General features: G+C 70.2%; 17 protein-coding genes and 2 pseudogenes. 11 read left to right on the top strand and 8 right to left on the bottom strand.

The window, feature by feature from the left end:
- The first annotated feature begins 33 nt into the window (after positions 1-33).
- Positions 34-993 (top strand): DJ-1/PfpI family protein, encoded by a 960-nt coding sequence (locus AB0H76_RS01790; RefSeq protein WP_357315931.1) that lies wholly within the window; start codon positions 34-36, stop codon positions 991-993.
- Positions 994-1,005: 12 nt separating this feature from the next.
- Here AB0H76_RS01790 and AB0H76_RS01785 read toward each other — a convergent pair whose 3' ends face one another.
- Together AB0H76_RS01785 and AB0H76_RS01780 are read right to left on the bottom strand one after the other, a co-directional pair.
- Positions 1,006-4,380, bottom strand: coding sequence for an AAA domain-containing protein (locus AB0H76_RS01785; protein ID WP_357320301.1), 3,375 nt, complete (start codon positions 4,378-4,380; stop codon positions 1,006-1,008).
- A 151-nt stretch (positions 4,381-4,531) separates the two neighbouring features.
- Complete coding sequence (locus AB0H76_RS01780) at positions 4,532-6,343, bottom strand: DEAD/DEAH box helicase (protein ID WP_357315928.1); 1,812 nt, start codon at positions 6,341-6,343, stop codon at positions 4,532-4,534.
- Positions 6,344-6,405: 62 nt separating this feature from the next.
- On the opposite strand from AB0H76_RS01780, the gene AB0H76_RS01775 reads away from it, so the two are divergent.
- The 3 genes from AB0H76_RS01775 to AB0H76_RS01765 all read left to right on the top strand — a co-directional run bounded on the left by AB0H76_RS01775 (position 6,406) and on the right by AB0H76_RS01765 (position 8,383).
- Positions 6,406-7,260, top strand: coding sequence for a carbon-nitrogen hydrolase family protein (locus AB0H76_RS01775; protein WP_357315926.1), 855 nt, complete (start codon positions 6,406-6,408; stop codon positions 7,258-7,260).
- A 48-nt stretch (positions 7,261-7,308) separates the two neighbouring features.
- The gene (locus AB0H76_RS01770; RefSeq protein ID WP_357315924.1) at positions 7,309-7,932 is read left to right on the top strand and encodes a phosphoribosyltransferase family protein; all 624 of its coding nucleotides are present in this window, start codon (positions 7,309-7,311) and stop codon (positions 7,930-7,932) included.
- A gap of 115 nt (positions 7,933-8,047) precedes the next feature.
- A complete protein-coding gene (locus tag AB0H76_RS01765) occupies positions 8,048-8,383 on the top strand; it encodes a hypothetical protein (protein WP_357315922.1) in 336 nt (111 codons plus the stop codon).
- A gap of 5 nt (positions 8,384-8,388) precedes the next feature.
- On the opposite strand, the gene AB0H76_RS01760 is transcribed toward AB0H76_RS01765, so the two are convergent.
- Entirely contained in the window at positions 8,389-9,996 is a 1,608-nt protein-coding gene (locus AB0H76_RS01760; RefSeq protein WP_357315920.1) for a hypothetical protein, read from the bottom strand.
- A 74-nt stretch (positions 9,997-10,070) separates the two neighbouring features.
- Positions 10,071-10,721, bottom strand: a pseudogene (locus tag AB0H76_RS01755) (ABC transporter ATP-binding protein); the annotation flags it as partial.
- Between the two features lie 90 nt (positions 10,722-10,811).
- On the opposite strand from AB0H76_RS01755, the pseudogene AB0H76_RS01750 reads away from it, so the two are divergent.
- Positions 10,812-11,531 (top strand): annotated as a pseudogene (locus tag AB0H76_RS01750) (AraC family transcriptional regulator); the annotation flags it as partial.
- Positions 11,532-11,588: 57 nt separating this feature from the next.
- Here the strand turns inward: AB0H76_RS01750 and AB0H76_RS01745 are convergent.
- Together AB0H76_RS01745 and AB0H76_RS01740 are read right to left on the bottom strand one after the other, a co-directional pair.
- Positions 11,589-12,767, bottom strand: a complete 1,179-nt coding sequence (locus AB0H76_RS01745; RefSeq protein WP_357315918.1) for an alanine racemase — start codon at positions 12,765-12,767, stop codon at positions 11,589-11,591.
- Between the two features lie 39 nt (positions 12,768-12,806).
- Positions 12,807-13,286 (bottom strand): TetR family transcriptional regulator, encoded by a 480-nt coding sequence (locus tag AB0H76_RS01740; RefSeq protein ID WP_357315916.1) that lies wholly within the window; start codon positions 13,284-13,286, stop codon positions 12,807-12,809.
- Between the two features lie 373 nt (positions 13,287-13,659).
- On the opposite strand from AB0H76_RS01740, the gene AB0H76_RS01735 reads away from it, so the two are divergent.
- Positions 13,660-14,403, top strand: a complete 744-nt coding sequence (locus tag AB0H76_RS01735) for a tyrosine-protein phosphatase (RefSeq protein WP_357315913.1) — start codon at positions 13,660-13,662, stop codon at positions 14,401-14,403.
- Position 14,404: 1 nt separating this feature from the next.
- On the opposite strand, the gene AB0H76_RS01730 is transcribed toward AB0H76_RS01735, so the two are convergent.
- Positions 14,405-15,613 carry a long-chain fatty acid--CoA ligase gene (locus AB0H76_RS01730; RefSeq protein ID WP_357315911.1) on the bottom strand — a complete coding sequence of 403 codons (1,209 nt, stop codon included), beginning with the start codon at positions 15,611-15,613 and terminating at the stop codon, positions 14,405-14,407.
- 76 nt (positions 15,614-15,689) lie between these two features.
- A complete protein-coding gene (locus AB0H76_RS01725; protein ID WP_357315909.1) occupies positions 15,690-16,484 on the bottom strand; it encodes an enoyl-CoA hydratase/isomerase family protein in 795 nt (264 codons plus the stop codon).
- Between the two features lie 38 nt (positions 16,485-16,522).
- Here AB0H76_RS01725 and AB0H76_RS01720 point away from each other — a divergent pair, with 38 nt between their 5' ends.
- From AB0H76_RS01720 to AB0H76_RS01700, 5 genes are all read left to right on the top strand, one after another.
- Complete coding sequence (locus AB0H76_RS01720; protein WP_357315907.1) at positions 16,523-17,545, top strand: glutathione S-transferase C-terminal domain-containing protein; 1,023 nt, start codon at positions 16,523-16,525, stop codon at positions 17,543-17,545.
- Between the two features lie 145 nt (positions 17,546-17,690).
- Entirely contained in the window at positions 17,691-18,416 is a 726-nt protein-coding gene (locus AB0H76_RS01715; RefSeq protein ID WP_357315904.1) for a hypothetical protein, read from the top strand.
- Positions 18,413-19,429: an ATP-binding cassette domain-containing protein gene (locus tag AB0H76_RS01710; RefSeq protein ID WP_357315901.1), complete on the top strand. Its 1,017-nt coding sequence runs from the start codon at positions 18,413-18,415 to the stop codon at positions 19,427-19,429. The genes AB0H76_RS01715 and AB0H76_RS01710 overlap by 4 nt, the downstream gene beginning before the upstream one ends.
- On the top strand, positions 19,426-20,208 hold the full coding sequence (locus AB0H76_RS01705) for an ABC transporter permease (protein WP_357315898.1): 783 nt from the start codon (positions 19,426-19,428) through the stop codon (positions 20,206-20,208). Before AB0H76_RS01710 ends, AB0H76_RS01705 begins: the two co-directional genes overlap by 4 nt.
- A gap of 300 nt (positions 20,209-20,508) precedes the next feature.
- Positions 20,509-24,288: a multifunctional oxoglutarate decarboxylase/oxoglutarate dehydrogenase thiamine pyrophosphate-binding subunit/dihydrolipoyllysine-residue succinyltransferase subunit gene (locus AB0H76_RS01700; protein WP_357315895.1), complete on the top strand. Its 3,780-nt coding sequence runs from the start codon at positions 20,509-20,511 to the stop codon at positions 24,286-24,288.
- Positions 24,289-24,412 lie beyond the last annotated feature (124 nt).

Here is a 24,412-nt window from a genome sequence, read left to right as displayed (position 1 = left end):
GGGATTCCTGTCCGCGCGGCTAGGATCGAAGGGGTGAACGAATCGCTCGTCGTGGTGGTCGGCTACCACGGCGTCGAACTGCTCGACATCGCCTGCGTCACCTCGAGTCTGGACATGGCCAACCGGATGGGCGCGACACCGCGCTACCGCATGCTGGTCGCGACGCCGGGCGGAGCGCCGGTCGAATGCAATTCCGGGCTCAGCCTGCCGGGGCAGGAAGCCCTGGAGCAGTTCAACGAACCCATCGACACCCTCATCGTGTCCGGCGGCCTCGGCCACTGCGACGCGGCGGCCGACGCCAAGCTCGTCGGCCATGTCCGGCGGCTGGCCCGGCACTCCCGCCGCGTCGCCTCGATCTGCACCGGCGCCACGGTGCTCGCCGCGACCGGGCTGCTGGACGGGAAAAGCGTGACCACGCACTGGTTCTACGCCGGCCAGCTGGCCCGGAGCTATCCGAAGGCGCGGGTCGATCCCGATCCGATCTTCGTGCGCGACGGCAACGTGGCCACCTCCGGCGGCGTCACCAGCGCGCTCGATCTGACCCTGGCTTTCATCGAGGAGGATCACGGCGCCGAGGTCGCCCGCCGGGTCGCGATGGGCCTGGTCACCTACCTGCGCCGCCCCGGAAGCCAGTCCCAGGTCAGCGCTTTCGTGGGGAGCCCGCCGCCGGAACAGCCGCTGGTACGCCGGGTCGTGGAGTACATCGGCGCGCATCTCGACGGCGAGCTGGACGGCCCGGCGCTGAGCGCCGTCGCCGGGACCAGCGAACGTCACCTCACCCGCCTGTTCGTGCGGGAAATCGGTGAGACCCCCGGCAAATACGTGCGGCGCACCCGCGCCGACGCCGCCGCCCGGCTGCTCGGCTCGACCGGTCTGCGTCTGGACGAGATCGCCCGGCGCTGCGGCTACAGCTCCGCCGAGACCCTGCGCCAGGCCTTCGGTGCCCGGTTCGGCCAGTCCCCCTCGGCGTACCGCGCCGCGCACCGGGACTGAGCGCCCGGGGCCTCAGCTCAGGCGGAGGAACCCCGCCAGGTCGGGCAGTTCGTCCGGAGCGATCGGCAGATACTCGGTGAGCAGCGGCGAGCGGATGATGACGGCCTTCCACATGGCCCGGCACAGCGCCGAGTGAATGAGCCCGCGCGACAACAGGAACGGCATGCCGAAGGGCGCGTCGGCCGGCGTGGAGGTCGTCATCGACAGCAGGACCACCGCGGCTTCGCGCCCCCGGAACCGATCCGGGGTGCCGACCAGCACGTCCTCGATCTTGGCGCGGGCCAGCAGAGTTCGGATCCGCCCGACCTGCGCGCTGTAGGGCGCGACGACGAAGATGTCGTGCGGATGCAGCCGCCGCGTCACCGCGCCGACGGTCCACGAGGTGCCCAGCAGCACCCGGATCCGGCGCACCACCTCCTTGGCCTCGGCGACCGATTCGGTGGTGTTGCCGTAGTGCTCGACCAGCACGGTTTCCATGCCGGGCGGCACGCCGTCGAGTTGCCTTGCCAGGGTGACGGTTTCGTTGGAGCGCAGCCGGTTGTCGTAGCAGACCCGGGAGATCGGTTCGCAGACCCGCGGATGCAGCCGCCAGGTGCGGTCCAGGAAGTAGCCGCGTTCGGCGGGCAGCACGGCCCGGCCCTCGGTGAGCCAGCCGAGCACCGAATCGCCCACCGGTTCCGGGTGCGCGCCGTGGGTCGCGGTCGGCACGGGATCGCCGAGCAGCAGCAGGTTGCGCGCGCTCAGCCCGACCGCGACGGTGTCGGCGAGCGCGAACGCCCCGGCGTCGGCGATCACCAGCAGGTCCAGGCCGTCGTGCGGGATCAGGTTCTCGTCGGCGAAATCGGCCGGGGTGCCGCCGATTACGCAGCCGTTGACGGCATTGTCGAGGAACCGGCGGTACTTGCCCGCATCGATCACGGCCCACTCCGGCTTCACCGCCTCGACGTCCTTCTTGCCGACCAACTCGGGCAGCACGCCGATCTCGACGACCGCGTCGAGCATGTTCTCCACCGTGGAATGCGCGTGCGCGACCACGCCGATGCGCCACTTCTGCCGGGTGACCAGGCGCTCGATGACGCGGGCGGCGGTGGAGGTCTTGCCGGTGCCCGACGGTCCCTGCACCGCGATGTAGGAGTGATCCAGGTGCACCATGGCCGTGGTGATGGCGGCCGCGTGATCGCCGTGCACCTCCGGCAGCGGGCCGCCGCCGCGCAGCCGCGGCGGACGCCGGGCCAGGATGTCGAACACGGCCTCGCACGGGATCTCGGGCAGGGTCACCAGCAGCTGCTGGGCCGTCAGTTCGACCGTGCCCTCGATGTTCTCGTCCCAGCGGGGTAGGCCGGGCGCGATCGCCGTCGGCAGCTCGTCGTAGGGCTCGCAGCCCTCGGGCAGCAGTTCCTCCAGCCGGACCGTGTCGTCGAAATTCGCGTCCACCGAGCACCCGAGCACGGTGGCGGTGGCGACCGCGCGCTTGCCGACCGGAGTGGCCATGCCGGTGTCCGTCGGCTGTTCGTAGAGGGTGTAGACGGTGGTGCCCGGCGTGAGGGCGACGCCGTGCGCCCACCCGGTGCCGACCCGGCCGGTCAGCGTCAGATAGCGGCGCATCGTCGGCCGATTCAGGCTGTGGTGCCACTTGGTGTCCACGGTGCCCCAGTCGGCGACGAGAACGCCTGGGGCCTCGGCCCATTCGTCGACCGGATGGTCCAGCCGGTCCAGGTGCGCCAGCCGCAGCGGCAGCCGCTCGCGCCGGTGATAGCCCAGCACCGCCGCCATCAGCGCGGCCGGATGCGGTGTCGCCCCGGCGTCGCGGCGCTCGCCGCGCACCGTCGGCCGCAGATCGCGGTGCGTCGCGGCGAATTCGGTGAGTGCCGCCTCCAGCGAGGACGCGCGCGCCAGCCCGGCCGCCGGGTCGTCGTCGCGATCCGGCACCGGGCGCCACGCGCCGGTGGGCTCCGAAGCCGGTGCCGCGGTGTCGGACTGGGCGTCGGCGGCCTGGTCGAGCAGCCAATCCCGCAGGCGCAGCACGGTGACGCAGTCCGGCTCGTCCGCACCCGCGCCGGGCAGCACCGGGCGCAGCGCCGCGATCCGATACGACTGCGCGCCCACGACCACCGCGTTGCGCACGACCGGATACAGGTCGACCAGCACGCCCGCGTGCAGGATGTCCTCGACGAGTTCCGCACCGGCGCCGAGGCTTCCGGCGCAGCGCAGCAGCGCGTCGCGCACCTCCCGGCCGTAGTGGTAGATCCGCAGCGCCGGGTACTGCTGGCGCTGCCTGGCCAGGAACCCGGCCACCTCGGTCAGCGCGCGGCGCTGGTCACGGATCAGGTCCGGCCCGGGCGGTATCCGGTGCGACAGGTGCACCACGCCCGGCCCGCCGACCGCCACGACGAAGGCCGCCCCGGGCGTCGCCTCCAGCGACAGCGACAGGTCACCGGGTGTGACCGGCGGCAGCGCGCCGACCGCGAGCGCGTCCAGCAGCGTATGCGCGGGCCGCCCGGATTCCGCCGGGCGCAGCTGGATTCGGGCCTGGCGGCGCAGCGTCGCGAAGGTGCGCGGCGGCACCCCGCTCACGGTGGCGTCCGAGGCGGCCAGCCGGTCGACGGTCGCGACGCCGGCGGCCCGCAGCCGGGCTCGCACCGGGCTCGGCATGCCCGCCACCAGCATCAGATCGCGGGCGGCCGTCAGCGCGTTCACACAGGTCGGACACGCGCCGCAGGCGAGATAGCGCGGATCGCCCCACTGCACCGGCAGCAGTTCGCTCAGCTTCTCGTCCAGGATCCGGGCTAGTCTGCGCCGCCGCGCCTGATACACCGGAATCAGGTCGGCCAGCGGAAGATCGGTGGCGTCGGTGGCCAGGTACAGCCGGACGATCGGCGCGGTGAGCGCGCCGCTGCTGTCCAGCGCGTCCGCGCAGGCCGCGAGTTCGAGTGCGGCGCCGACCAACTCGGCCCGGCTCGGCGCGGTGCCCTGCACGGTGTAGCGCACCCGGTGCCCGGCCCGCACCAGGAAATCGCAGGAGCAGGCGAAGGAACCGTCGAAGAAGGTGGCCCCCGCGATGACGTGCACGCCCGAACGCAGCGCCCCAACGGTTTCCGCGTGCGCGGCCCGCAGGGCCGCGACCCGGGCCGCGGGGCCGGCGGCGGCTTGCACCGAGGGCACCTCGACCATGGTGGGGCCGAACCGATCTCGGAAGTCGGCCAGCCGCAGCACGGCGGACTCGTCGAAATCGGCGGCCACCCCCTGGCGGGCCGGCGGCTCGGAATCCGCTGCGGCCGAACCGCTCAGGTAGCCGAGTTCGGCGTCGAGCCGGCGCAGCAGCTCGAACTCACAGCGCGCGGCGCGTACGAGATCCACAGCGGTGCAGACGACACGATCACCGAACACGAACAAACGCGGCCTCCTGTGTCTTCGCCGAGCCCCCCACCGGAGGTCCAAGGGGCACGGCCCCGCAGATCAGGGGGTGTGGGGCGACCCCCACAGAACACGGACCGCAACACCATAGCCAGTCGGTCCGATCCTGTGCCGCGCAGCGTCCTCAGAAGCGCGGTTTGCGCCGTTCGGTGCGCTTGGCCGGTGCCCGGTCCGGGCGCGGGCCGCGGTTGTACGGACGCTGCGCCGGGCCGCCGTCGTCGAGCTGCAGCTGGATCAGCTGACCGCTGATCCTGGTGCGGCGCAACGCCTCCAGGGTCTCCGCGGGCAGGTCGGCCGGCAGTTCCACCAGGCTGTGATCCGGGCGGATGCTGATGTGCCCGAAATCGCTGCGGCGCAGGCCGCCCTCGTTGGCGATGGCGCCGACGATGGCGCCGGGCACCACGCGATGGCGCTTGCCGACGCTGATCCGGTAGGTGGCCAGCTCGGCGCCGCTGGTGCGGGAGAAGCTGGGGCCGCTGGGGCGCTCGCCTTCGAAGCGGCGCTCCGGACGGTCGCCACGCGGCTCCCGGTCCCGGCGCGGGCGCTCGACCGGCTCCGGCTCGGGCTCCATCAGGAAGTTCTTGCCGTCGTAGGCGCTGACCGCGAGGGCCGCCGCGATATCGACCAGCGGGGTGTTGTGCTCGTTCTCGTAGTCCTCGATGAGGCGGCGGAACAGCGCGACATTGTCCGAGGACAGGTTCTCGGTGATGGCGTCGCCGAACTTGGCCACGCGCTGCGCGTTCACGTCGTCGACGCTGGGCAGCTGCATCTCGGCCAGCGGGTGCCGGGTGGCGCGCTCGATCGCCTTGAGCAGGTGCCGTTCGCGCGGGGCGACGAACAGCAGCGCCTCGCCGCTGCGGCCCGCGCGGCCGGTGCGGCCGATGCGGTGCACGTAGGACTCGGTGTCGTGCGGGATGTCGTAGTTGACCACGTGCGAGATGCGGTCCACGTCCAGACCGCGGGCGGCGACGTCGGTGGCGACCAGGATGTCCAGCGCGCCGGACTTCAGGTGCCCGATGGTGCGCTCACGCTGGTTCTGGGCGATGTCGCCGTTGATCGCGGCGGCGGAGAAACCGCGGGCGCGCAGCTTCTCGGCGAGTTCCTCGGTGCCCTGCTTGGTGCGCGCGAAGATGATCATCGCCTCGAACGTCTCGACCTCGAGGATGCGGGTCAGGGCGTCCAGCTTGCGCTGGTGCGAGACCTGCACCCAGCGCTGGTTGATGTTGATGTTGGTCGTCGTCTTGGTCTTGACGGTGATCTCGACCGGGTCGTTGAGGTACTGCTTGGAGATCTTGCGGATCGCCGAGGGCATGGTCGCGGAGAACAGCGCGACCTGCTTGGTGCGCGGAGTGTCGGCCAGGATGCGCTCGACGTCCTCCTGGAAGCCCATCTTCAGCATCTCGTCGGCCTCGTCGAGCACCAGGTACTGCAGCTCCGAGAGGTCGAGCGTGCCCTTCTCCAGGTGATCGATGACACGACCGGGCGTGCCGACCACCACGTGCGCGCCCCGGCGCAGGCCGGCCAGCTGCACGCCGTAGGCCTGGCCGCCGTAGATCGGCAGCACGTTCAGCCCGGGAATGTGGGAGGCATAGCGACCGAAGGCCTCTGCGACCTGGATCGCCAGTTCCCGGGTCGGGGCCAGAACCAGCGCCTTGGGCGATTTGCCGCTGATGTTCAGACCCATCAGGATCGGAATCGCGAAGGCGGCGGTCTTGCCGGTGCCGGTCTGCGCGAGACCGACCACGTCGTTGCCGGCGAGCAGCGGCGGGATCGTCGCGGCCTGGATCAGTGAGGGCGTCTCGTAGCCGACATCGGCGATGGCCGCGAGCAGGCGGTCATCGATTCCGAGATCGGCGAAGGTCGGGCCGTCACTGTTGTCCCTGTCATTGTCGCCAGGAACATCATCCAGAACGCTGTCGACCTCATTGGTGCTCATTGACCAGGAGTTTACTGCCTTCGGGTAGAGGTCCCGGCCACCGCCCCAATACGGTGTGACCTATGGCTCCCAATGCTTCGCCCACACATCAGGACCCGGCCGAAGCGGACACCCCCGTGGCAGTCGCGGCGGTCCAGTTCGCGCCGGGCACCGATCCGACCGCCAACCTCGCCGCTTTACGCGAGCATGTCGAGTCCGCCGCCGGGCGTGGCGCGCGCGTGATCGTCGCCCCCGAGTACTCGATGTTCGCGGTATCGCGGCTGGACGAGCGGGTGGTGGCCGTCGCCGAACCGCTGACCGGAAAGTTCGTCACCGGGCTCGGGGCGATCGCCCGCGAGTTCGGGGTGCATCTGGTAGCCGGCATGGTCGAGCAGGACGAGGCCGACGCCTCGCGCATCCGCAACACCCTGGTGGTGCTGGACCCGTCCGGGGAGCTGGTCACCTGGTACCGCAAGGTGCATCTCTACGACGCGTTCGGGCATCTGGAGTCCGAGGTCGTGCACGCCGGTCCGATCACCGAGCCCGTGCTGTTCACCGTCGACGGGATCGTCTTCGGCCTGCAGACCTGCTTCGATCTGCGCTTTCCCGAGGGCTTCCGCCGTCTGGCCGCCGCGGGGGCGCAGGTTCTGCTGCTCCCGGCCCAGTGGATTCCCGGGCCGGGCAAGGTGGACCAGTGGACGACGCTGCTGCGCGCCCGGGCCATCGAGAACACCGTCTACGTGCTGGGCGCCGACCAGTGCGGCACGCGCGGCGCGGGCGCCTCGATGATCGTCGATCCGGCCGGGACGGTGCTCGCCGAACTGGGGTCCGAGCCCGGCGTGATCACCGCCGCGGTCGACGCGGCCCGGGTGGCCGAGGTACGCACCACGAACCCGAGCCTGTCCTTGCGCCGATTCGCCATTACCGAGCGCGGTTAGCGGCGAATCGCTATCACACAGGGTGCCGCGGAGTAGCGTTTTGGATCGATGATCTACATCGATCGGACAGCCGCCGGTCGCGCGCTGGGTGCGGAGCTCGACCACCTGCGCGCGTCGGATCCGCTGGTGCTCGGGCTGCCGCGCGGCGGTGTCCCGGTGGCCGCGGGTGTGTGCGAGATCATCGGCGGGCAGCTCGACATCCTGCTGGTCCGCAAGCTCGGCGTCCCCTGGCAGCCGGAACTCGCGATGGGCGCCATCGGCGAGGACGACACCCGCGTCCTGAATCGGGACGTACTGGAACACATGACGATCGACCCGCAGGAGTTCGCCGCGATCGAGCGCGCCGAGCGGCGGGAACTGGAACGGCGGCGCACGGTGTGGCGGGGTGCGCGGGCCCCGATCCCGCTCACCGACCGCACCGTCGTGCTGGTCGACGACGGCATGGCCACCGGCGCGACGGTGGCCGTCGCCTGCCGGGTGGCGCGGATGCGGGCGCCGGCCCGGCTCGTGGTCGCGGTCCCGGTCTCCTCCGGCGAGGCCGTGGAGCGAGTGCTGACCGAGTGCGACGAGCTGATCTGTCCCGCCGTCCCGGCCGGACTCGGCGGCGTCGGCACCGCCTATCAGGACTTCCACCAGCTCGCCGACGACGAGGTCACCGCGCTGCTCGGCTAGGCGGACAACGTCCGGACCTCCGGCTGCCGGGGATTGTCCAGCCCCCTGCCCGCACGCGAGTATGGGCTCACGGCGCGGGAGGGGAGCTGTACTCGATCGAGAAGGGAGGTCTCGGATGTCCCAGCGCCCGCGGTCAACTCACGATTCCAGCGCGCATGTGGTGCAGCGGCCACAGTTCGTTCCGCTGTCCGATGGTTCGGTGCACGCCTTCTACCCGGGCGAGGATTGGTCGGTCTGCGGCAAGGACCACGCGGAGGCGGTGCGGTTGCTGATCAAGGGCTCCGATCGGCGGATGCAGGATCCCGAGTACTGGGCGGCCCACCGGGAACACACCCGCCGGCATCAGAACGGCGAGATCACACCGGGTTTCGAGATCTGGAGCGCCGCCGTCGCCGAGCCGGACGACCGCCTGGACGAACTCGGTGACAGCAGGCGCCGCGGCCCGGGGTGAACCGGTCAGGCGAGGTCGCGGCGGGCGAAGGCGGCAACGCCCAGGCCGGTCGCGGCCAGCCCCGCCACCCCGAGCACGGTCATCGGCAGCGGGTTCACCGCGATGCCCGGCAGGTGCGGAACATGGTGGAACAGCGACAGATTCAGCACCGGCACCGGCAGCCGCATGGACGGACCGAGGATGGAGACGATCGCCGACTCCGCGAGCACCACCCACACCAGCCAGGTCAGCGCCGGTCGCACCCCGATCAGCAGCACCGCGAGGCCGAGCAGGAACAGCACCGCGGGCAGCTGTGCCAGCGCCGCGACGCCCACCCGCACAGCCTGACCGAGGTTTCCGGTCCGGCTGCCGTGCACTAGACCGATCGCGCCGCCGGTGAGCGCCGACAGCACGACGGCAGCGGCCACGGCGATGCCGATGTGGGTCAGCGCCAGCCGTCGGCGCGACAAGCGACCGGCCAGCAGGAGATCGGCCCGCCCGGCGAGTTCCTCCTGCCGCAGCCGCAGCACCGTCGCGATCGCCGCGCCCGCGCCGGCCGTCGCGAACAGCAGCGTCACCATCGCCAGGAAGCCGTCCACCACATCGACGTTGAAGCCCGCCAGCAACTTCAGCAGACCCTGGGCGCCCGCCGAGATCTCGGTGACATCGGATCCCGCCGCCCCGAAACCCGCGCCCAGCACCAGCAGCGCCCCGGCCCAGCCGGCCAGCGCCGCCCGGTGGATCCGGATGCTCAGTCCCAGCGGTGTTCTGGTGATCGCTCCCGCGACGGCCGCGCCGGGTCGCGGCGCCGCCAGGCCCGCGCCGTGATCGCGCACGGACTCCAGCCACCAGGCCACGGCGACCAGCAACGCCGCCGCCAGCGCACACACCCCGAGCGGCCACCACCGAGTGGCGCCGAACGGATGCATCTGCTGCGCCCAGCCCAGCGGTGAAATCCGCCGCAGTGCGCCGACATCCGCGCCGTCGCCGACGGCCCGCAGCAGATAGGACAGTCCGAGCACGGTGCAGGCGATGCCGTAGGCGGGCCGGGGCTGCGCGGAGATCTGCGCGGCCAGCAGCGCGACCGCGGCGAACACCGTTCCGGTGCCGCCGATCGCGCACCCGAAGGCCGCCGCGCCGCGCGCCTCCGTCCCGGCGAGCACCAGCGCCGCCGCCACGCCGGCACCGAGGATCAGATTGGTGACCAGCGCCAGCAGCAGCACCGCGACCGAGTTGGCGTGCCGGCCGAACCGCCCGGCCCGCAGCAGCTCCAACCTGCCGAAAGCCTCCTGCGCCCGGGTGTTTCGGATAACCAGGACGATATTCAGGAACGCCACCACGATCGTCAGATACCAGCCCACCTCGAAGACCGCGATGCCGCCGAGGGTGGTGAGGGCGTCGGGCGGGCCCTGCAGGGCGGCCTGTGCCCTGAGCTGACCGGCGATCGCGGCGTAGCTGGTGCGCTCGAGGCCGGCGGGATACAACCCGTCCACGCCGATCGTCCCGAGATACACGCAGGCGACGATCGCGAGCACCGCGGGGGCCAGGCCACGCCACGTGGTGCCGAACGACAGTCGCAGCGCCACAGTCGAATTGGCCACGGCCGCGCATCCGGCGAGGCCGGGCGCGGTCATCACGCCACCTCGCCGGTCAGGTAGTGGCTCAGGAACAGCTCCTCGAGTTCGACCGCGTCCGCACCGGCGGGCGCCCGCAACTCGGCGGCCTCGAGGGTGCGCACCGCCTTGCCCTGGCGCACGATGGTGGCACGGTCGCAGAGCTTTTCGACCTCGCTGAGGATGTGACTGGACAGCAGCACCGTGTGGCCGAGGGCCCGCACCTCCTCGACGCAGTGGGTGAACTGGCGCTCCATCAGCGGGTCCAGCCCGCTGGTCGGCTCGTCGAGGATGAACAGCTCGGTCTCGGCGGCGAAGGCCGCGATCAGCACGACCTTCTGCCGGTTGCCTTTGGAATAGCCGCCGCATTTGCGCGACGGATCCAATTCGAAGCGCTCGATCAGTTCGGCCCGGCGCCGCGGCTCCGCCCCGCCGCGCAGGTCGGTGAGTATGTCGATCACCTCGCCGCCGGTCAGCGCCGGCCACAGGTTGACATCGCCCGGCACGTAGGACAACCGGCCGTGGATAGCCATCGCGTCCCGGTACGGGTCCTTGCCGAAGACGGTCACCCGGCCGGCGCGCACCCGCAGCAAGCCCAGAAGAATCCGGATCGTGGTGGTCTTGCCCGCGCCGTTGGGCCCGAGGAATCCGTGCACCTCCCCCGCCCGCACCTCGAGGTCCAATCCCCGCAGGGCATGGACCTTTCCATAACTCTTGACCAGCGATTCCGCCTCGATCACATTCATCACCGAAGTATCGGCAGCCGCGCGTGCCGCGGGCTTGTATGGATCGGCCGCATTCGACCCGGCCAGGCGAAATAAGGCTAGCCTCAGAACATGCACGGATGGCTACGGGTGCACGACTGGAGTATTCAACCGGACCGAATGGTTTTCGACGCGGATTTCGGCGGCGTCTGGCCGCGACCGCATACCCATCCGATTTTGCAGATCACCGTGGCCACCCGCGGCGATTTCGAAATCGACGACGGCAGCGGGCAGTGGATCCGGTGCCGCGCCATGGTTGTTCCACCCGGCGCGCAGCACACCGCGCGCGGCGGATCGGGCACACGGGTGCTGTCCATCCACCTGTTTCCGGGCAGTCGCCGGGGACACACCATCGCCGCGCGGCACCGCCTGGCCGACGGTCCGGCCGCGTGGGTCGCGGCCGGCGCCGATCTGCCCGGGTTGCTCACCGGTGACGACCGGGCACTGCGCGTGCGCGCCCAGGCCGCGATCGAATCCCTGTGCGGCACCGGCTTTCCCGAGGCCGGTCATCCACAGCTGCGCGCCGCCATGGGCCTGCTGATGGCCCGGCTGCCCGGCCGGGTGTCGCTGCCGGACCTGGCCGCGGCGGTATTCCTCTCGCCCGGCCGGCTGGGAAAACTGTTCCGCGCGCAGACCGGCGGCACCTTCCCCGCGGTGGTGCGCTGGACCCGGCTGCTGCACTGGGCGGTCGCGGTGCTCGGCGGGCGCTCGCTCACCGACGGCGCGCACGCGGCCGGGTTCACCGATCTGGCGCACGCCAATCGGGTATGCCGCGAAATGACCGGCCTGGGCCCCAGCACCATCCTGGACGCGGCCCTGACCATGCTGTGGGCGCAGCCGAATTCCGGCTCAGCCGAAGCACTGTCCTTCGCCGCGATAGGTCGCGACGGTGCGGCGGCTCGTGCCCTCGACGAGGTGGATCTGGTCGAAGCGCTCGCACAGTTCGCCCGCCTTGGCGTGGCGGAACCACACCCGGTCACCGATTTCCAGACCCGCGGCGGCTTGCAGCGGCGTCTGCACCTCGCCGGCGCCCTCGGTGCCGATCAGGCGTAAACCGCTGGGCCACATCGGCTTCGGCACGCGTGCGGCACCGGCCGGGCCGGAGGCGATGTAGCCGCCCGCGAACACCGTCGCGATGGACGGCGTGGGCTTGCGCAGCACCGGGGTGGCGAAATACAGGGCGGGGCGCGGGGTGAAGGCGCGGTAGTTGTCGAACAGTGTGGGCACGTAGAGCCCGGAACCCGCGGTGACCTCGGTGACGCCGGGGTCGGTGATGCTGACCTCGATCGAGCCGGTGCCGCCGCTGTTCACGATCTCCAGCTTGCCCACCACCGAGTGCACAGCGTCCAGAACTTGCTTGCGGCGCTTGGTGATTTCGGCCGCCGATGCCCGTTTCACCAGGCGCACAGCCGGATTCGAGTCGGGCAGGCCCGCGATCTGGGCTTCGTAGGTCATCACGCCGACCACCCGGAAACCACGCTCCAGAGCCTGACGGGCAAGTGCCGCAGCCTGTTCCGGAGTGCGGATCGGCGAGCGCCGCACACCCAGGTGCAGCGGTCCGATGCGCAGCGACGCGTCGACGTCCACGCACACCCGCGGGTGCACCCGGTCGCTGCCGAGCGCGGCGCGGATCAGATCCAGTTGTGCGACATCATCGATCATCAGGGTGATCGACTCCAGCAGCGTGGCGTCGGCGGCGAGTTCGGCCAGTGCGGCGCGGTCGACGGTCGGGTAGCCGAGCAGGATGTCGCGGGCGCCGAGGCGGGCCAGCCAGAGTGCTTCGCGTAGCGAGTAGCCCATGATGCCGGCGAATCCGCCGTCGGCGGTGAGGCCGGAGCCGAGGACTTCCTCGAGGACCGCGCGGCAGCGCACGGACTTACTCGCTACGCGGACCGGGACACCGTTGGCCCGGCGCACCAGATCGGCGGCGTTGGCCCGCAGCACGGACAGGTCGAGGGCGGCCAGCGGCGGGTCGAGCTCGGCGGTGGCGGCGTGCAATCCGGCTACGGGCGAAGTCACACCACTCATGCAACCACCAAACTGGTCACGCGTCCAGTAAAACGCCGATCAGACCTCGACCGCGCGTGTCGTCAGGCCGCTGACCAGGTCGTCCAGCACTACGAGGGTGGTTTCGTCATTGCAGTCGGCCAGCCAGCGCAGCACCGTGCCGTGCAGTACGGAGACCACATAGCAGGCGATGGACTCGATCGGTTCCAGCCACTGCGTGCCCGAGCGCTGGGCGCACAGTTCGAGGAACACGGCGACCTCGGTGTCCATCTCCTGGAAGCGCGCGGCGGTGGCCGGCTCCGGCACGCAATCGGTTTCCACGTCCCAGCGCTGCCGCAAGGTCTGCACGGTCGACTCGTAGGCGCGAATCTGCTTGCCCGGCGCGGCCTTGACCAGCGGCCAGTACGCACTCACCCCCGCGTGCAGCAGCACCCGCAGGGCGCGCACACCACCGAAATCGAGCGAGGCGGCCGCCTTCTCCACGGCCTCGCAGATGGTCGGGCGAACCCGGCTCTCCGCTATTTCTCCACGTGCGCTCAACGACGGCTCCCTCGGCGAAATATTTCGCGCACCCTCGTCGGCCGCGACCCGCTCAAACTGCTGGACCATCCGTACTGGATCCGCATCACGCGATCCCGGACTGCCCGGCCCAACATGCGTCAATGGTAAAGGGTTTTCCGGTTTCAAGAATGGGTTCAATGGGTAATTACGTACCGCAAGAATGTTTTGTTACCTAAATGCGACGCGGTTGCGACCAGTTGGTATGTATTTAGCCCGCCGCTCATCGGCCTGATCCAGGGCGCTTAACGCACCGGCCGAAACTTTAGGTCCCATCCGCGGCACCCCCCGGGTACTGTGACGGATGCCACAGCGCTGTGCCACCCAGCCCGCTTCGGACCGTTAGTGTGAGTCGGTGACATCCCCGCCCGCTGATCAGTTCCTCATACCTGGCACCTTCAACTTCCGTGACGTCGCCGGACTGCGCACCGTCGACGGCGCCAAGGTTCGCCCGGGCGTGCTGCTGCGCTCGGCCCAGCTCAGCCGCCTCGACGCCGACGGCCACGCCGGCCTGCGCCAGCTCGGCGTCAGCGACGTCCACGACCTGCGTGGCCTGCGCGAGATCGAGCACATGGGCCAGGACAGCCTGCCCGAGGGCATCCGGCTGAACGTCACCCCGTTCGACTCCCGGATGGGCGAGGCGCCCCCGCACGACGCGCAGACCTCCTCGGCGTTCGACCACATGCTCGAGGTCTACCGGGAATTCCCCTCGCTGCCCGAGGCGGGCGACGCGATCCGCGCGTTGGCCGAATCCATTCTGCGCGACGAGGGCGCGGCACTGGTGCACTGCGCGGCGGGCAAGGACCGCACCGGCTGGGCCGTGGCGGCGCTGCTGCGCGCGGTGCAGGTGACCGAGGCCGACATCCAGTCCGACTATCTGCTGAGCAACGCGGCCGTCCCCATGCTGCGCGAGATGCTGGCGCCCAAACTCGCCGCGGGCGAGGAACTTTCCGACGACCTGCTCGGTGTCCGCAAGGAATACCTGGCGGCCTCGATCGAGTCGGTCGAGTCGCGCTACGGCGGCTTCGACAACTACCTGACCGAGATCGGCGTCACGCCCGCGCTGCGCGCCCGGCTGCGGCGCCGCATGCTGGAGTGACCTAGTCGCGGCGCACCAGGCCGTCCGGATCGATGGTGACCTGGTCCCCGGTGTGGAACCAGGTGCCGGTGAACCGGGCGGCCGTCGCGTTCGGATCGCGCCAGTAGCGGCGCGTGACATTCGGCCCGCGACAGAGTAATTCGCCGTGCCCGCTGCCGGCCCGCGGACCGTACAGCGCCAATTCGGTGCCCCCGAAGGGAAAGCCGAGCACGGTCCGGGGATCGGCGGCGGACTCCGAATCCACGGCCAGGCCGATGCCGCTGGTCTCGGTCGCGCCCCAGACCGACCACTGCCGGGCGGCCGGAAACAGCTCGCGCAACTCGTCGGCCAGGGCGGCGGGCGTGGCGGCGCTGCGTTCGGCGCGATGACTGGCCGTGCAGACCCGCGAAACTCCGGCGGTGCGCGACTTTTCCAGTCCGCGCACCAGGTCCGGCAGCACCCGGGCGAAGATCCGCGGCGTGGCCGAGACCATGTCGATCCGTTCGGCCGCAACGGTTTCGGTGAGCCGGGCCGGATCGGGAACGAGCACCACGGTGCCGCCGACGGCGAAGGTGGGCAGCAGCTGATCGACGCAGCCGCTGGCATGCGCGAGCGGTAGCAGCACCAGGTTGCGCAGGCCGTCGGTGGGCAGGTCCAGCGCGCCGACCACCGAGCGGACCGCCGAGAGCAGGTTTTCGTTGGTCAGCTCCACACCCCGCGGGTGCGCGGTGCCGGTGGTGTAGCAGAGCAGTGCCAGATCGTTGAGCGCCGCGCCGTCGTCGATGAACGCGGCGCCGTCGGGCAGGTCGCCGCCGAGCACGAAATCCGCGCAGCTGTCCTCGAGGACGCGCCGCGCCGCCGCCGGGGACAGCCCGTCGGGCACCAGCACCGGAACCGCGCCGCTGAGCAGCGCGCCCAGGAACGCCTGCACCCAGCGGGCGCCCGGGGGCAGGTGGATCGCGACCCGGTCGCCGTAGCCGATGCCGTGCTCCTGCAGGCCGCCCGCCACCCGGGACGCCGAATGCCACAGCTCCCGGTAGGTGAGCCGGGGACCGCCGATCTCGACCACCGCCTCACGCCCGGAAAAGGCGTGCACCTGCAAATCCAGCAATTCGGTGAGGGCGGGGGTGAGATTCCCGTAGCGCAGGACCCCGTCGGCGCCGCGCGCCAGCGGGTTGTCCCGGGCAGCAGGCCGCTTCAGTGGGTACTCGATCAACAACTGCTGCGACATGTCGTCCTCCGCGGTGCCTCGGTTCAGCAGGCACTGCGACTATATGACGTCGATCACAGCGGCGCGGGTATTTGGGTCAGCGGCCGGTGTAAGTCGCCTTGCCCGGCCCGACCTCGAGGAAACTGCGCACCGCGCCCTTCAGGTCCGCGGTGGCGAACAGCGCGCCCGAGACCTCCGGCGTCACCGAATCCGCATGTGCCACACCGCCGGAACGCCAGGCCTCGATGATCGCCTTGGTGGCCGCGTGCGCCTTGGTCGGGCCCTGCGCCAGCCGGTGCGCGAGTTGCCTTGCGGCGGTGTCCACGTCGTCGTGCACGGCGTTGACCACACCCCAATCCGCCATGGTCGCAGCGTCATACAGATCACCGGTCATGACGAATTCGCGGGCCCGGCCGGAGCCGGCGCGCTCGGCCAGCCGCTGCGGGCCGCCCATCGACGGGGTCAGCCCGACCACGGTCTCCACCAGACCGAACTTCGCCTTCGGCGCGGCCAGGATGATGTCGCAGGCCACCGCCATCTCGAAGGCGGCGGTCAGGGTGAGCCCGTGCGCGGCGAAGATCACCGGGCACGGCAGCGCCTCCAGCGGATGGATGATCTGGGCGAACAGCCTGCGCCACAGCTCGGCGCCCTGCTCGACGCTCAGCCCGTCGAAGACGTGCACGTCCACGCCACCCGACACCAGCTTGCCCTCGGCGCGAATCAGCAGTGCGCGCGGCGGCCGCGCGGTCAACTCGGCCAGATCGGCGATCAGCGCGTCGAGCATCGCCTGGTCGAACAGGTTCAGCGGCGGATTGGCCAGCGTGAGCACGGCGATCTCCGCACCGGAATCGGTGGTCTCGCGCTCCAGCCGGGTGGCTTTCGAATCACTCATTCGGCCAGACTAGAGCCTGCGTCTGCCAGACTGGCCGGGTGACCGAGACAGCGCCTGGAAACGGTTCCTACGTGGAACCCGGCGAATTCAAACGGGATACCAACTACATCACCACCCGCATCACCGCGGACGGCCGCGACGGCTACCCGGTGACGCCGGGCCGCTATCGCCTGGTCGCCGCGCGGGCCTGCCCGTGGGCCAACCGCACGCTGATCGTGCGCCGCCTGCTCGGCCTGGAAGACGTCCTCTCCCTCGGCCTTTGCGGACCCACCCACGACAAGCTGAGCTGGACCTTCGATCTCGACCCCGGCGGCGTCGACCCCGTGCTGGGCATCCCCCGGCTGCGCGACGCGTACCTGGCCCGGTTCCCGGACTACCCGCGCGGCATCACCGTCCCGGCGGTCGTGGACGTGCCGACCGGGCAGGTGGTCACCAACGACTACGCCCAGATGACCCTGGACTTCTCGACCGAGTGGACCGAATACCACCGGCCGGGCGCGCCGCGGCTCTACCCCGAGGACCTGCGCGCCGAGATCGACGAGGTCGCCCTCGCGGTGTTCAAGGACGTCAACAACGGGGTCTACCGCTGCGGCTTCGCCGGCGACCAGGCGGCCTACGACGCCGCCTATGATCGGCTCTTCGCCCGCCTGGACTGGCTCTCGGAGCGGCTGGAACGGCAGCGATACCTGGTCGGTGACACCATCACCGAGGCCGATGTGCGGCTGTTCACCACGCTGGCCCGCTTCGATCCGGTCTATCACGGCCATTTCAAATGCAATCGGAGCAAGCTCAGCGAAATGCCGGTGCTGTGGGCCTACGCGCGAGATCTGTTCCAGACCCCGGGCTTCGGCGACACCATCGACTTCGGGCAGATCAAGACGCATTACTACGTCGTGCACACCGACATCAATCCGACCCGGGTGGTGCCCAAGGGCCCGGACCTGTCGAACTGGCTGACCCCGCACGGCCGGGAAGCGCTGGGTGGCAAACCGTTCGGCGCGGGCACCCCGCCACCGCCGCCCGCGCCCGCCGAGCGGGTACCGGAGATCGATCCGCGATAAGCCGCGTCGAGACGGGTATACCGACTCGGCACGGGGAACCGATGGAACATCGCGGTTCGTTGCTGTGTTGGGCCGGCGCGCCGCCGGTGCCATAGAGTTCTGCCAGCGGATAGCTGCGACTGGCCGATGACTAAGGGGTGTTGCCATGAAGCATGGCGCGTTCGAGAAGACCGTCGTGTCCCTACTCGAAAACGGGTCCAAGCTGCAGGGCCCCGCGGTGGCCAAGTACGTCGACCGAATCCGGCGGGCGCACCCGAACGAGACGCCCGCGCAGATCATCGCGCGCTTGGAGAAGCAGTACCTGCTCGCGGTCACCGGCAGCGGTACCGCGGCCGGCGCGACCGCGGCCGTGCCGGGCGTCGGCACCATCGCCTCGATGGCGACCATCACCGCGGAGACCGCGTTCTTCCTGGAGGCCTCGGCGCTCTACGCCCTGGCCATCGCCGCGGTGCACGGCGTCGAGCCCGAGGCCAAGGAGCAGCGCCGCGCGCTGGTGCTCGCGGTCGTCCTGGGCGGCGAGGGCATGGACATCGTGGAGCGCACGGTCGGGCATTCGGCCAAGAACTGGGGCACGCTGCTGGCCAACAAGATCCCGGGCCTGTCCGCGATGAACGATTCGCTGATGAAGCGCTTCATCATCCGGTTCCTGACCAAGCGGATGGCGCTGATGGCGGGCAAGATCCTGCCGATGGGCATCGGCGCGGCGATCGGCGGCTTCGGCAACCGGACCCTGGGCAAGACCACGATCAAGAACGCGCATCAGGCCTTCGGCGCGGCGCCGGTCACCTGGCCGCCGGACCGGCACCTGATCGTGGAGGCCGATCCGCTCACCGCGCTGGACGGCCGCAAGACCACCGCGAAGCCGGAATGACCACGGCCGCACCCGCTTTCGCTGTCCGCGGGCTGACCAAGCGCTTCCATCCGGAGCTGGCCGGCGAGCCGGCCGCGATCGAACAGGTCAGCTTCACCGTCGCGACCGGGACCACCGCGGCGCTGGTCGGTCCCGCGGGTGCGGGCAAGTCGACGATCCTGCGGATCCTGCTCGGCCTGCTGGCCCCGACCTCGGGCACCGCCTCGGTGGGTCGGCCCGGCATGTCCGCCGGGCTCGGCGGCGGGCCGCCGGTCGGCGGGGTGCTCGTCCCGCGCGGGCTGCATCCGGCACGTTCGGCACGCGATCATCTGTGGGTGTACGCGGCGGCGGCCGGTGTTCCGGACGAGCGGGCCGCCGAGGTGCTCGAGACCGTCGGCCTCGCCGCGTTCGCCGACACCCGGGCGGGCGCCCTGACCCCCGGGCAGCAGACCAGGCTGGCACTGGCCACCGCCCTGCTCGCCGATCCCCCGCTGCTGATCCTCGACGACCCGATCGAGGGGCTCGATCCGGCCGAACGCGGCTGGCTCCAAGACTTCCTGAAGCGGCACACCAGGCGCGGCGGCACCGTGCTGCTGGCCGGGCGCAGCCTGGCGGCGGTGGTGCCGATGGCCGACTCCGTCCTGGTGCTGAACCAGGGCGCGATCGTCTACCAGGGGACGCCCGCGAAACTGCGCCGCAGCCACCCGGACCGGCTCGTGGTGAGCGCCTCGACGCCGGTCGCGCTGGCCACCGCGCTGGCCGCGCGCGGGTACACCGACGCCGTGATGCGCCCGGACGGCAAGCTCGCGATCGCCGAGGCGTCCGAGGCCCAGATCCGGGACGCGGCGCAGACGGCCAAGGTGCGCATCGACGCCGTCACCGCCGACCTGATCCATCCCGATCGCGTGCTGGCCGCGCTGACCAGACCGGTCCGCCCCGTCTCCTCGACCATGTACGTGCCGCCGCAGAACCGCATCCTGGCACCACCACCGCCGCCGCCCGCGCCCCACCAGCCCCACGGGATTCCACGATGATCACCGTTCTGCCCGCCGAACTCGTTCCGCCGTTGAATTCCGAGTTCCGCAAGGTCTATTCGCTGCGCCCGAATCTGGTGCTGGCGGCGCTGCTGCCCGCCCTCGCGCTGGTGGCCGGCATGGTCACCGCGCTGCTGGCCGGGCCCGCGAACCCCAAGGCGAACCCGGTCACCGGCGGCGCGTCGGTCGGGCTGTACGTCGGCATCGTCGCCGCGATCGGGGCGGCGGCCGTCTTCGGCGCCACTGCCGCCGGGTCCGAGTACCGCTATCAGACGATGCCGGTGACGTCGCTGTTCAGCGCCGACCGTGATCGGCTGGTGGCCGCGAAACTCCTGGTCATCGCCGGCTTCGCGCTGGCGGCGGCGGTCGTGGTGGAACTGGTCGGGCTGGCCGCGGTGTTCGGCTTCGGCCGCGGGAAGACCGAATTCGGGCTGCGCCTGGTCACCGTGCTCGGCGGCGGGCTGCTGGCCACCGTCTGCTGGTCCCTGATCGGCGCGGGCCTGGCCCTGCTGCTGCGCAAGCCGCTGGTGGCGATCGCCGGGCTCGCGGGCTGGCTGCTGATCGTCGAACCGCTGGTCTGGCTCGTCGCCGGCGCCCTCGGCCTGAAGGGTTTCGTCACCCTGCTGCCCGGCTCGGCCACCATCGCCTCGGTCGCCGCCGGATCCTTCCCGGACAGCGATTTCCTGGCCCCGACGCCGGCCGCGATGATCGTGCTCCTGCTGTGGACCGCCGGTGTGGCGGGCGCCGGATGGTGGGCCGTGCGCACCCGCGAGCTGTGAGGCGAAAGCTCACCTCGCCCACGGCCGCGGTGCCAGCTTTATCAAGATGTGGCAAATATCGGGCATCCCGGCCCAGGTCGCGAAGTTAACCCGTGCGTAAAGGTGGCGCTGGGCGGCGATGCGATAACGGAGAGGCATAAAGTCGGTATCAGACGCGTTCGACACACGAGTTTGGGTCTGTCCGGTGGTGGGTAGCATCGCCGATTTGCCCCTGGGCATATCCTCGAATAGGGGCATCGGGAGCACATCCGCCGATCCCCGTGCCGGGCACGTTACAAACGTCGCAGCGCGAAGAACGAAATGAGGCGAACACCTGCTGTGAGCAGCTCAACTTCCCAGTTCGGCCAGAACCAGTGGCTAGTCGACGAGATGTATCAGAAGTACAAACAGGATCCATCTTCGGTCGACGAGAGTTGGCACGAGTTCCTCGCCGACTACACGCCCGAAGCGACCGCCGACGGTCAGCCCGCCGCGCAGGAGGCCGCCCCGGCCCCCGCGCCGAAGCAGGCACCCGCGCCGACCAAGACCAACAGCAGCGCGCCCGCCAAGCCCGCTGCCGCCGCCAAGCCCGCCGAATCGAAGCCGGCCGCGCAGCCCAAGGCCGCCGCACCCGCTCCGGCGCCGGCCGCGCGCAAGCCGCAGACCACCCCGGCGCCGGCCTCCAACGCCGCGCCGACCTCGGGCGCTCCGGTGGCCGAGGCCAAGGACGAGGCCAAGGTGCTGCGTGGCGCGGCCGCCGCCGTCGCCAAGAACATGAACGCCTCGCTGATGATCCCGACCGCGACCAGCGTGCGGGCCATCCCGGCCAAGCTGATGATCGACAATCGCCTCGTCATCAACAATCATCTGGCCCGGACCCGCGGTGGCAAGATCTCCTTCACCCACCTGCTCGGCTACGCCATCGTGCAGGCGGTCAAGAAGTTCCCGAACCTGAACCGGCACTTCGCCGAGATCGACGGCAAGCCGAACTCGATCACCCCCGCGCACACCAACCTGGGTCTGGCCATCGACCTGGCGGGCAAGGACGGCAGCCGCACGCTGGTCGTGGCCGCCATCAAGGGGTGCGAGGCCTACACCTTCGGGCAGTTCCACAGCGCCTACGAGGACGTGGTGCGCCGCGCCCGCGAGGGCAAGCTGGGCACCGAGGACTTCACCGGTGTCACCATCTCGCTGACCAACCCGGGCACCATCGGCACCGTGCACTCGGTGCCGCGCCTCATGCCGGGCCAGGGCGCGATCATCGGTGCGGGCGCCATGGAGTACCCCGCCGAGTTCCAGGGCATGAGCGACGAGCGCATCGCCGACATCGGTGTCGGCAAGCTGATGACGCTCACCTCCACCTACGACCACCGCATCATCCAGGGCGCGGAGTCCGGTGACTTCCTGCGCACCATCCACAACCTGCTGATCTCCGACGATTTCTACGACGAGATCTTCCACGGCCTGGGTGTGCCGTACGAGCCGGTGCGCTGGCGCAAGGATGTTCGCGAACGCGGCGTCGACAAGAGCTCGCGCGTCATGGAGCTGATCCAGGCCTACCGCGACCGCGGCCACCTGATGGCGGACACCGACCCGCTGCGCCTGGTCAAGGACAAGTTCCGCAGCCATCCGGACCTCGATGTCACCCAGCACGGCCTGACCCTGTGGGACCTGGACCGCGAATTCAACGTCGCGGGCTTCCACGGCCAGGAGCGCATGAAGCTGCGCGACGTGCTGTCCATCCTGCGTGATGCCTACTGCCGCCACATCGGCGTGGAGTACACCCACATCCTGGACGCCGAGCAGCGTCAGTGGATCCAGGAGCGGGTCGAGCAGAAGCACGTCAAAGCGACTGTCGCGCAGCAGAAGTACATCCTGAACCGGCTGAACGCGGCGGAGGCCTTCGAGACCTTCCTGCAGACCAAGTACGTCGGTCAGAAGCGCTTCTCGCTGGAAGGCGCCGAGACCGTCATCCCGATGATGGACGCGGTCATCGACCAGTGCGCCGAGTACAGCATGGACGAGGTCATCATCGGCATGCCGCACCGCGGCCGGCTGAACGTGCTGGCCAATATCGTCGGCAAGCCCTACTCGCGGATCTTCACCGAGTTCGAGGGCAACATGAACCCGGCCGCCACGCACGGCTCCGGTGACGTGAAGTACCACCTCGGTGCGCGCGGCACCTACCTGCAGATGTTCGGCGACAACGAGATCGAGGTCTCGCTGACCGCCAACCCCTCGCACCTGGAAGCGGTCGACCCGGTGCTCGAGGGTCTGGCCCGCGCCAAGCAGGACCTGCTGGACAAGGGTGACGGCCCGGAGGGCTTCTCCGTCATGCCGCTGATGCTGCACGGTGACGCGGCCTTCGCCGGTCAGGGTGTGGTCGCGGAGACGCTGAACCTGTCCGAGCTGCGCGGGTACCGGGTCGGCGGCACCATCCACATCGTGGTGAACAACCAGATCGGCTTCACTACCGCGCCGGAGAACAGCCGCTCCACCGAGTACTCCACCGACATCGCGAAGTTCATCGGCTCGCCGATCTTCCATGTCAACGGTGACGACCCGGAAGCCTGCGACTGGGTGGCCCGGATCGCGGTCGACTTCCGGCAGAAGTTCCGCAAGGACGTCGTCATCGACATGATCTGCTACCGCCGTCGCGGCCACAACGAGGGCGACGATCCGTCGATGACCCAGCCGTACATGTACGACGTCATCGACACCAAGCGCTCGGTCCGCAAGGCCTACACCGAATCGCTGATCGGCCGTGGCGATATCTCGCTGAAAGAGGCCGAGGACGCGCTGCGCGACTACCAGGGCCAGCTGGAACGCGTGTTCAACGAGGTCCGCGAACTGGAGAAGTACCCGCCGGAGCCCTCGGAGTCGGTCGAGGACGAGCAGCAGGTGCCGACCACCGTGCAGACGGCGGTGGACAAGTCGGTGCTGCAGCGCATCGGCGACGCCTTCCTCAACGTCCCCGACGGCTTCAACGTGCATCCGCGCGTCAAGCCGGTGCTGGAGAAGCGCCGCGAGATGGCCTACGAGGGCAAGGTCGACTGGGCCTTCGCCGAGCTGCTGGCCTTCGGCACGCTGATCGACGAGGGCACCGCGGTGCGCCTGACCGGTCAGGATTCGCGCCGCGGCACCTTCACGCAGCGCCACTCGGTGATCATCGATCGCAAGACCGGCGCCGAGTACACCCCGTTGCACAACATCGGCAGCGCCAGCCCCGGCTGGTTCGCGGTGCACGATTCGATGCTGTCGGAGTTCGCCGCGGTCGGCTTCGAATACGGCTACTCCCTGGGCAACCCGGACGCACTCGTGTTGTGGGAAGCGCAGTTCGGTGACTTCGTCAACGGCGCGCAGACCATCATCGACGAGTTCATCTCCTCCGGCGAGGCCAAGTGGGGCCAGCTCTCCGATGTCGTGCTGCTGCTGCCGCACGGGCACGAGGGCCAGGGTCCGGACCACACCTCCGGGCGCATCGAGCGCTTCCTGCAGCTGTGTGCCGAGGGCTCGATGACGGTGGCCGTGCCGTCCACCCCGGCGAACTACTTCCACCTGCTGCGTCGGCACAACCTGGACGGCATCCGCCGCCCGCTGATCGTCTTCACCCCGAAGTCGATGCTGCGCAACAAGGCCGTGGTCTCGGACGTGCGCGACTTCACCGAGTCGAAGTTCCACTCGGTGTTCGACGAGCCCACCTACGAGACGGGCGTCGGCGACCGCAGCAAGGTCAAGCGGGTCCTGATGACCTCCGGCAAGCTCTACTACGAGCTGGCCGCGGAGAAGGCCAAGCAGAAGCGCGACGACGTCGCCATCGTGCGGATCGAGCAGCTCTACCCGCTGCCCAAGTTCCGGCTGAACGAGGCGCTGGACGGGTACCCGAACGCGACCGACATCGCGTGGGTCCAGGAGGAGCCGGCCAACCAGGGCGCGTGGCCGTTCTTCGGCCTGAACCTGCCGGAGATCCTGCCCGATCGCCTGGGCCGGCTGCGCCGGATCTCGCGCCGTGCGATGTCGGCCCCGTCCTCGGGCTCGTCGAAGGTGCACGCGGTGGAGCAGGCGGAGATCATCGCCGAGGCCTTCGAGCCGACCCGCTAGCAGTTAACTGAAAACCGGTGCGCCGGGTGCGAATTCGCTCTTGCAGGAGTGCGGATCTCGCGCCCGGCGCTGCTGTTTCCGCTGGTGCGCACGGCTGTTTCGGACTGCCGATTCTGGATAGCAC

Origin of the sequence: Nocardia sp. NPDC050712 (assembly GCF_040654295.1) — a bacterium.
Taxonomy (GTDB): domain Bacteria; phylum Actinomycetota; class Actinomycetes; order Mycobacteriales; family Mycobacteriaceae; genus Nocardia.
The sequence above is the reverse complement of the archived record's forward strand: the minus strand, read 5'-3'. Positions and strand labels throughout refer to the sequence as shown.

Coding starts and splice junctions, on each gene's coding strand:
- AB0H76_RS01715 (WP_357315904.1), top strand. CDS start 17,691: ATGAAGCATGGCGCGTTCGAGAAGACCGTCGTGTCCCTACTCGAAAAC.
- AB0H76_RS01725 (WP_357315909.1), bottom strand. CDS start 16,484: ATGAGTGATTCGAAAGCCACCCGGCTGGAGCGCGAGACCACCGATTCC.
- AB0H76_RS01780 (WP_357315928.1), bottom strand. CDS start 6,343: ATGAGCACCAATGAGGTCGACAGCGTTCTGGATGATGTTCCTGGCGAC.
- AB0H76_RS01765 (WP_357315922.1), top strand. CDS start 8,048: ATGTCCCAGCGCCCGCGGTCAACTCACGATTCCAGCGCGCATGTGGTG.
- AB0H76_RS01710 (WP_357315901.1), top strand. CDS start 18,413: ATGACCACGGCCGCACCCGCTTTCGCTGTCCGCGGGCTGACCAAGCGC.
- AB0H76_RS01760 (WP_357315920.1), bottom strand. CDS start 9,996: ATGACCGCGCCCGGCCTCGCCGGATGCGCGGCCGTGGCCAATTCGACT.
- AB0H76_RS01770 (WP_357315924.1), top strand. CDS start 7,309: ATGATCTACATCGATCGGACAGCCGCCGGTCGCGCGCTGGGTGCGGAG.
- AB0H76_RS01775 (WP_357315926.1), top strand. CDS start 6,406: ATGGCTCCCAATGCTTCGCCCACACATCAGGACCCGGCCGAAGCGGAC.
- AB0H76_RS01700 (WP_357315895.1), top strand. CDS start 20,509: ATGAGGCGAACACCTGCTGTGAGCAGCTCAACTTCCCAGTTCGGCCAG.
- AB0H76_RS01730 (WP_357315911.1), bottom strand. CDS start 15,613: ATGTCGCAGCAGTTGTTGATCGAGTACCCACTGAAGCGGCCTGCTGCC.
- AB0H76_RS01705 (WP_357315898.1), top strand. CDS start 19,426: ATGATCACCGTTCTGCCCGCCGAACTCGTTCCGCCGTTGAATTCCGAG.
- AB0H76_RS01745 (WP_357315918.1), bottom strand. CDS start 12,767: ATGAGTGGTGTGACTTCGCCCGTAGCCGGATTGCACGCCGCCACCGCC.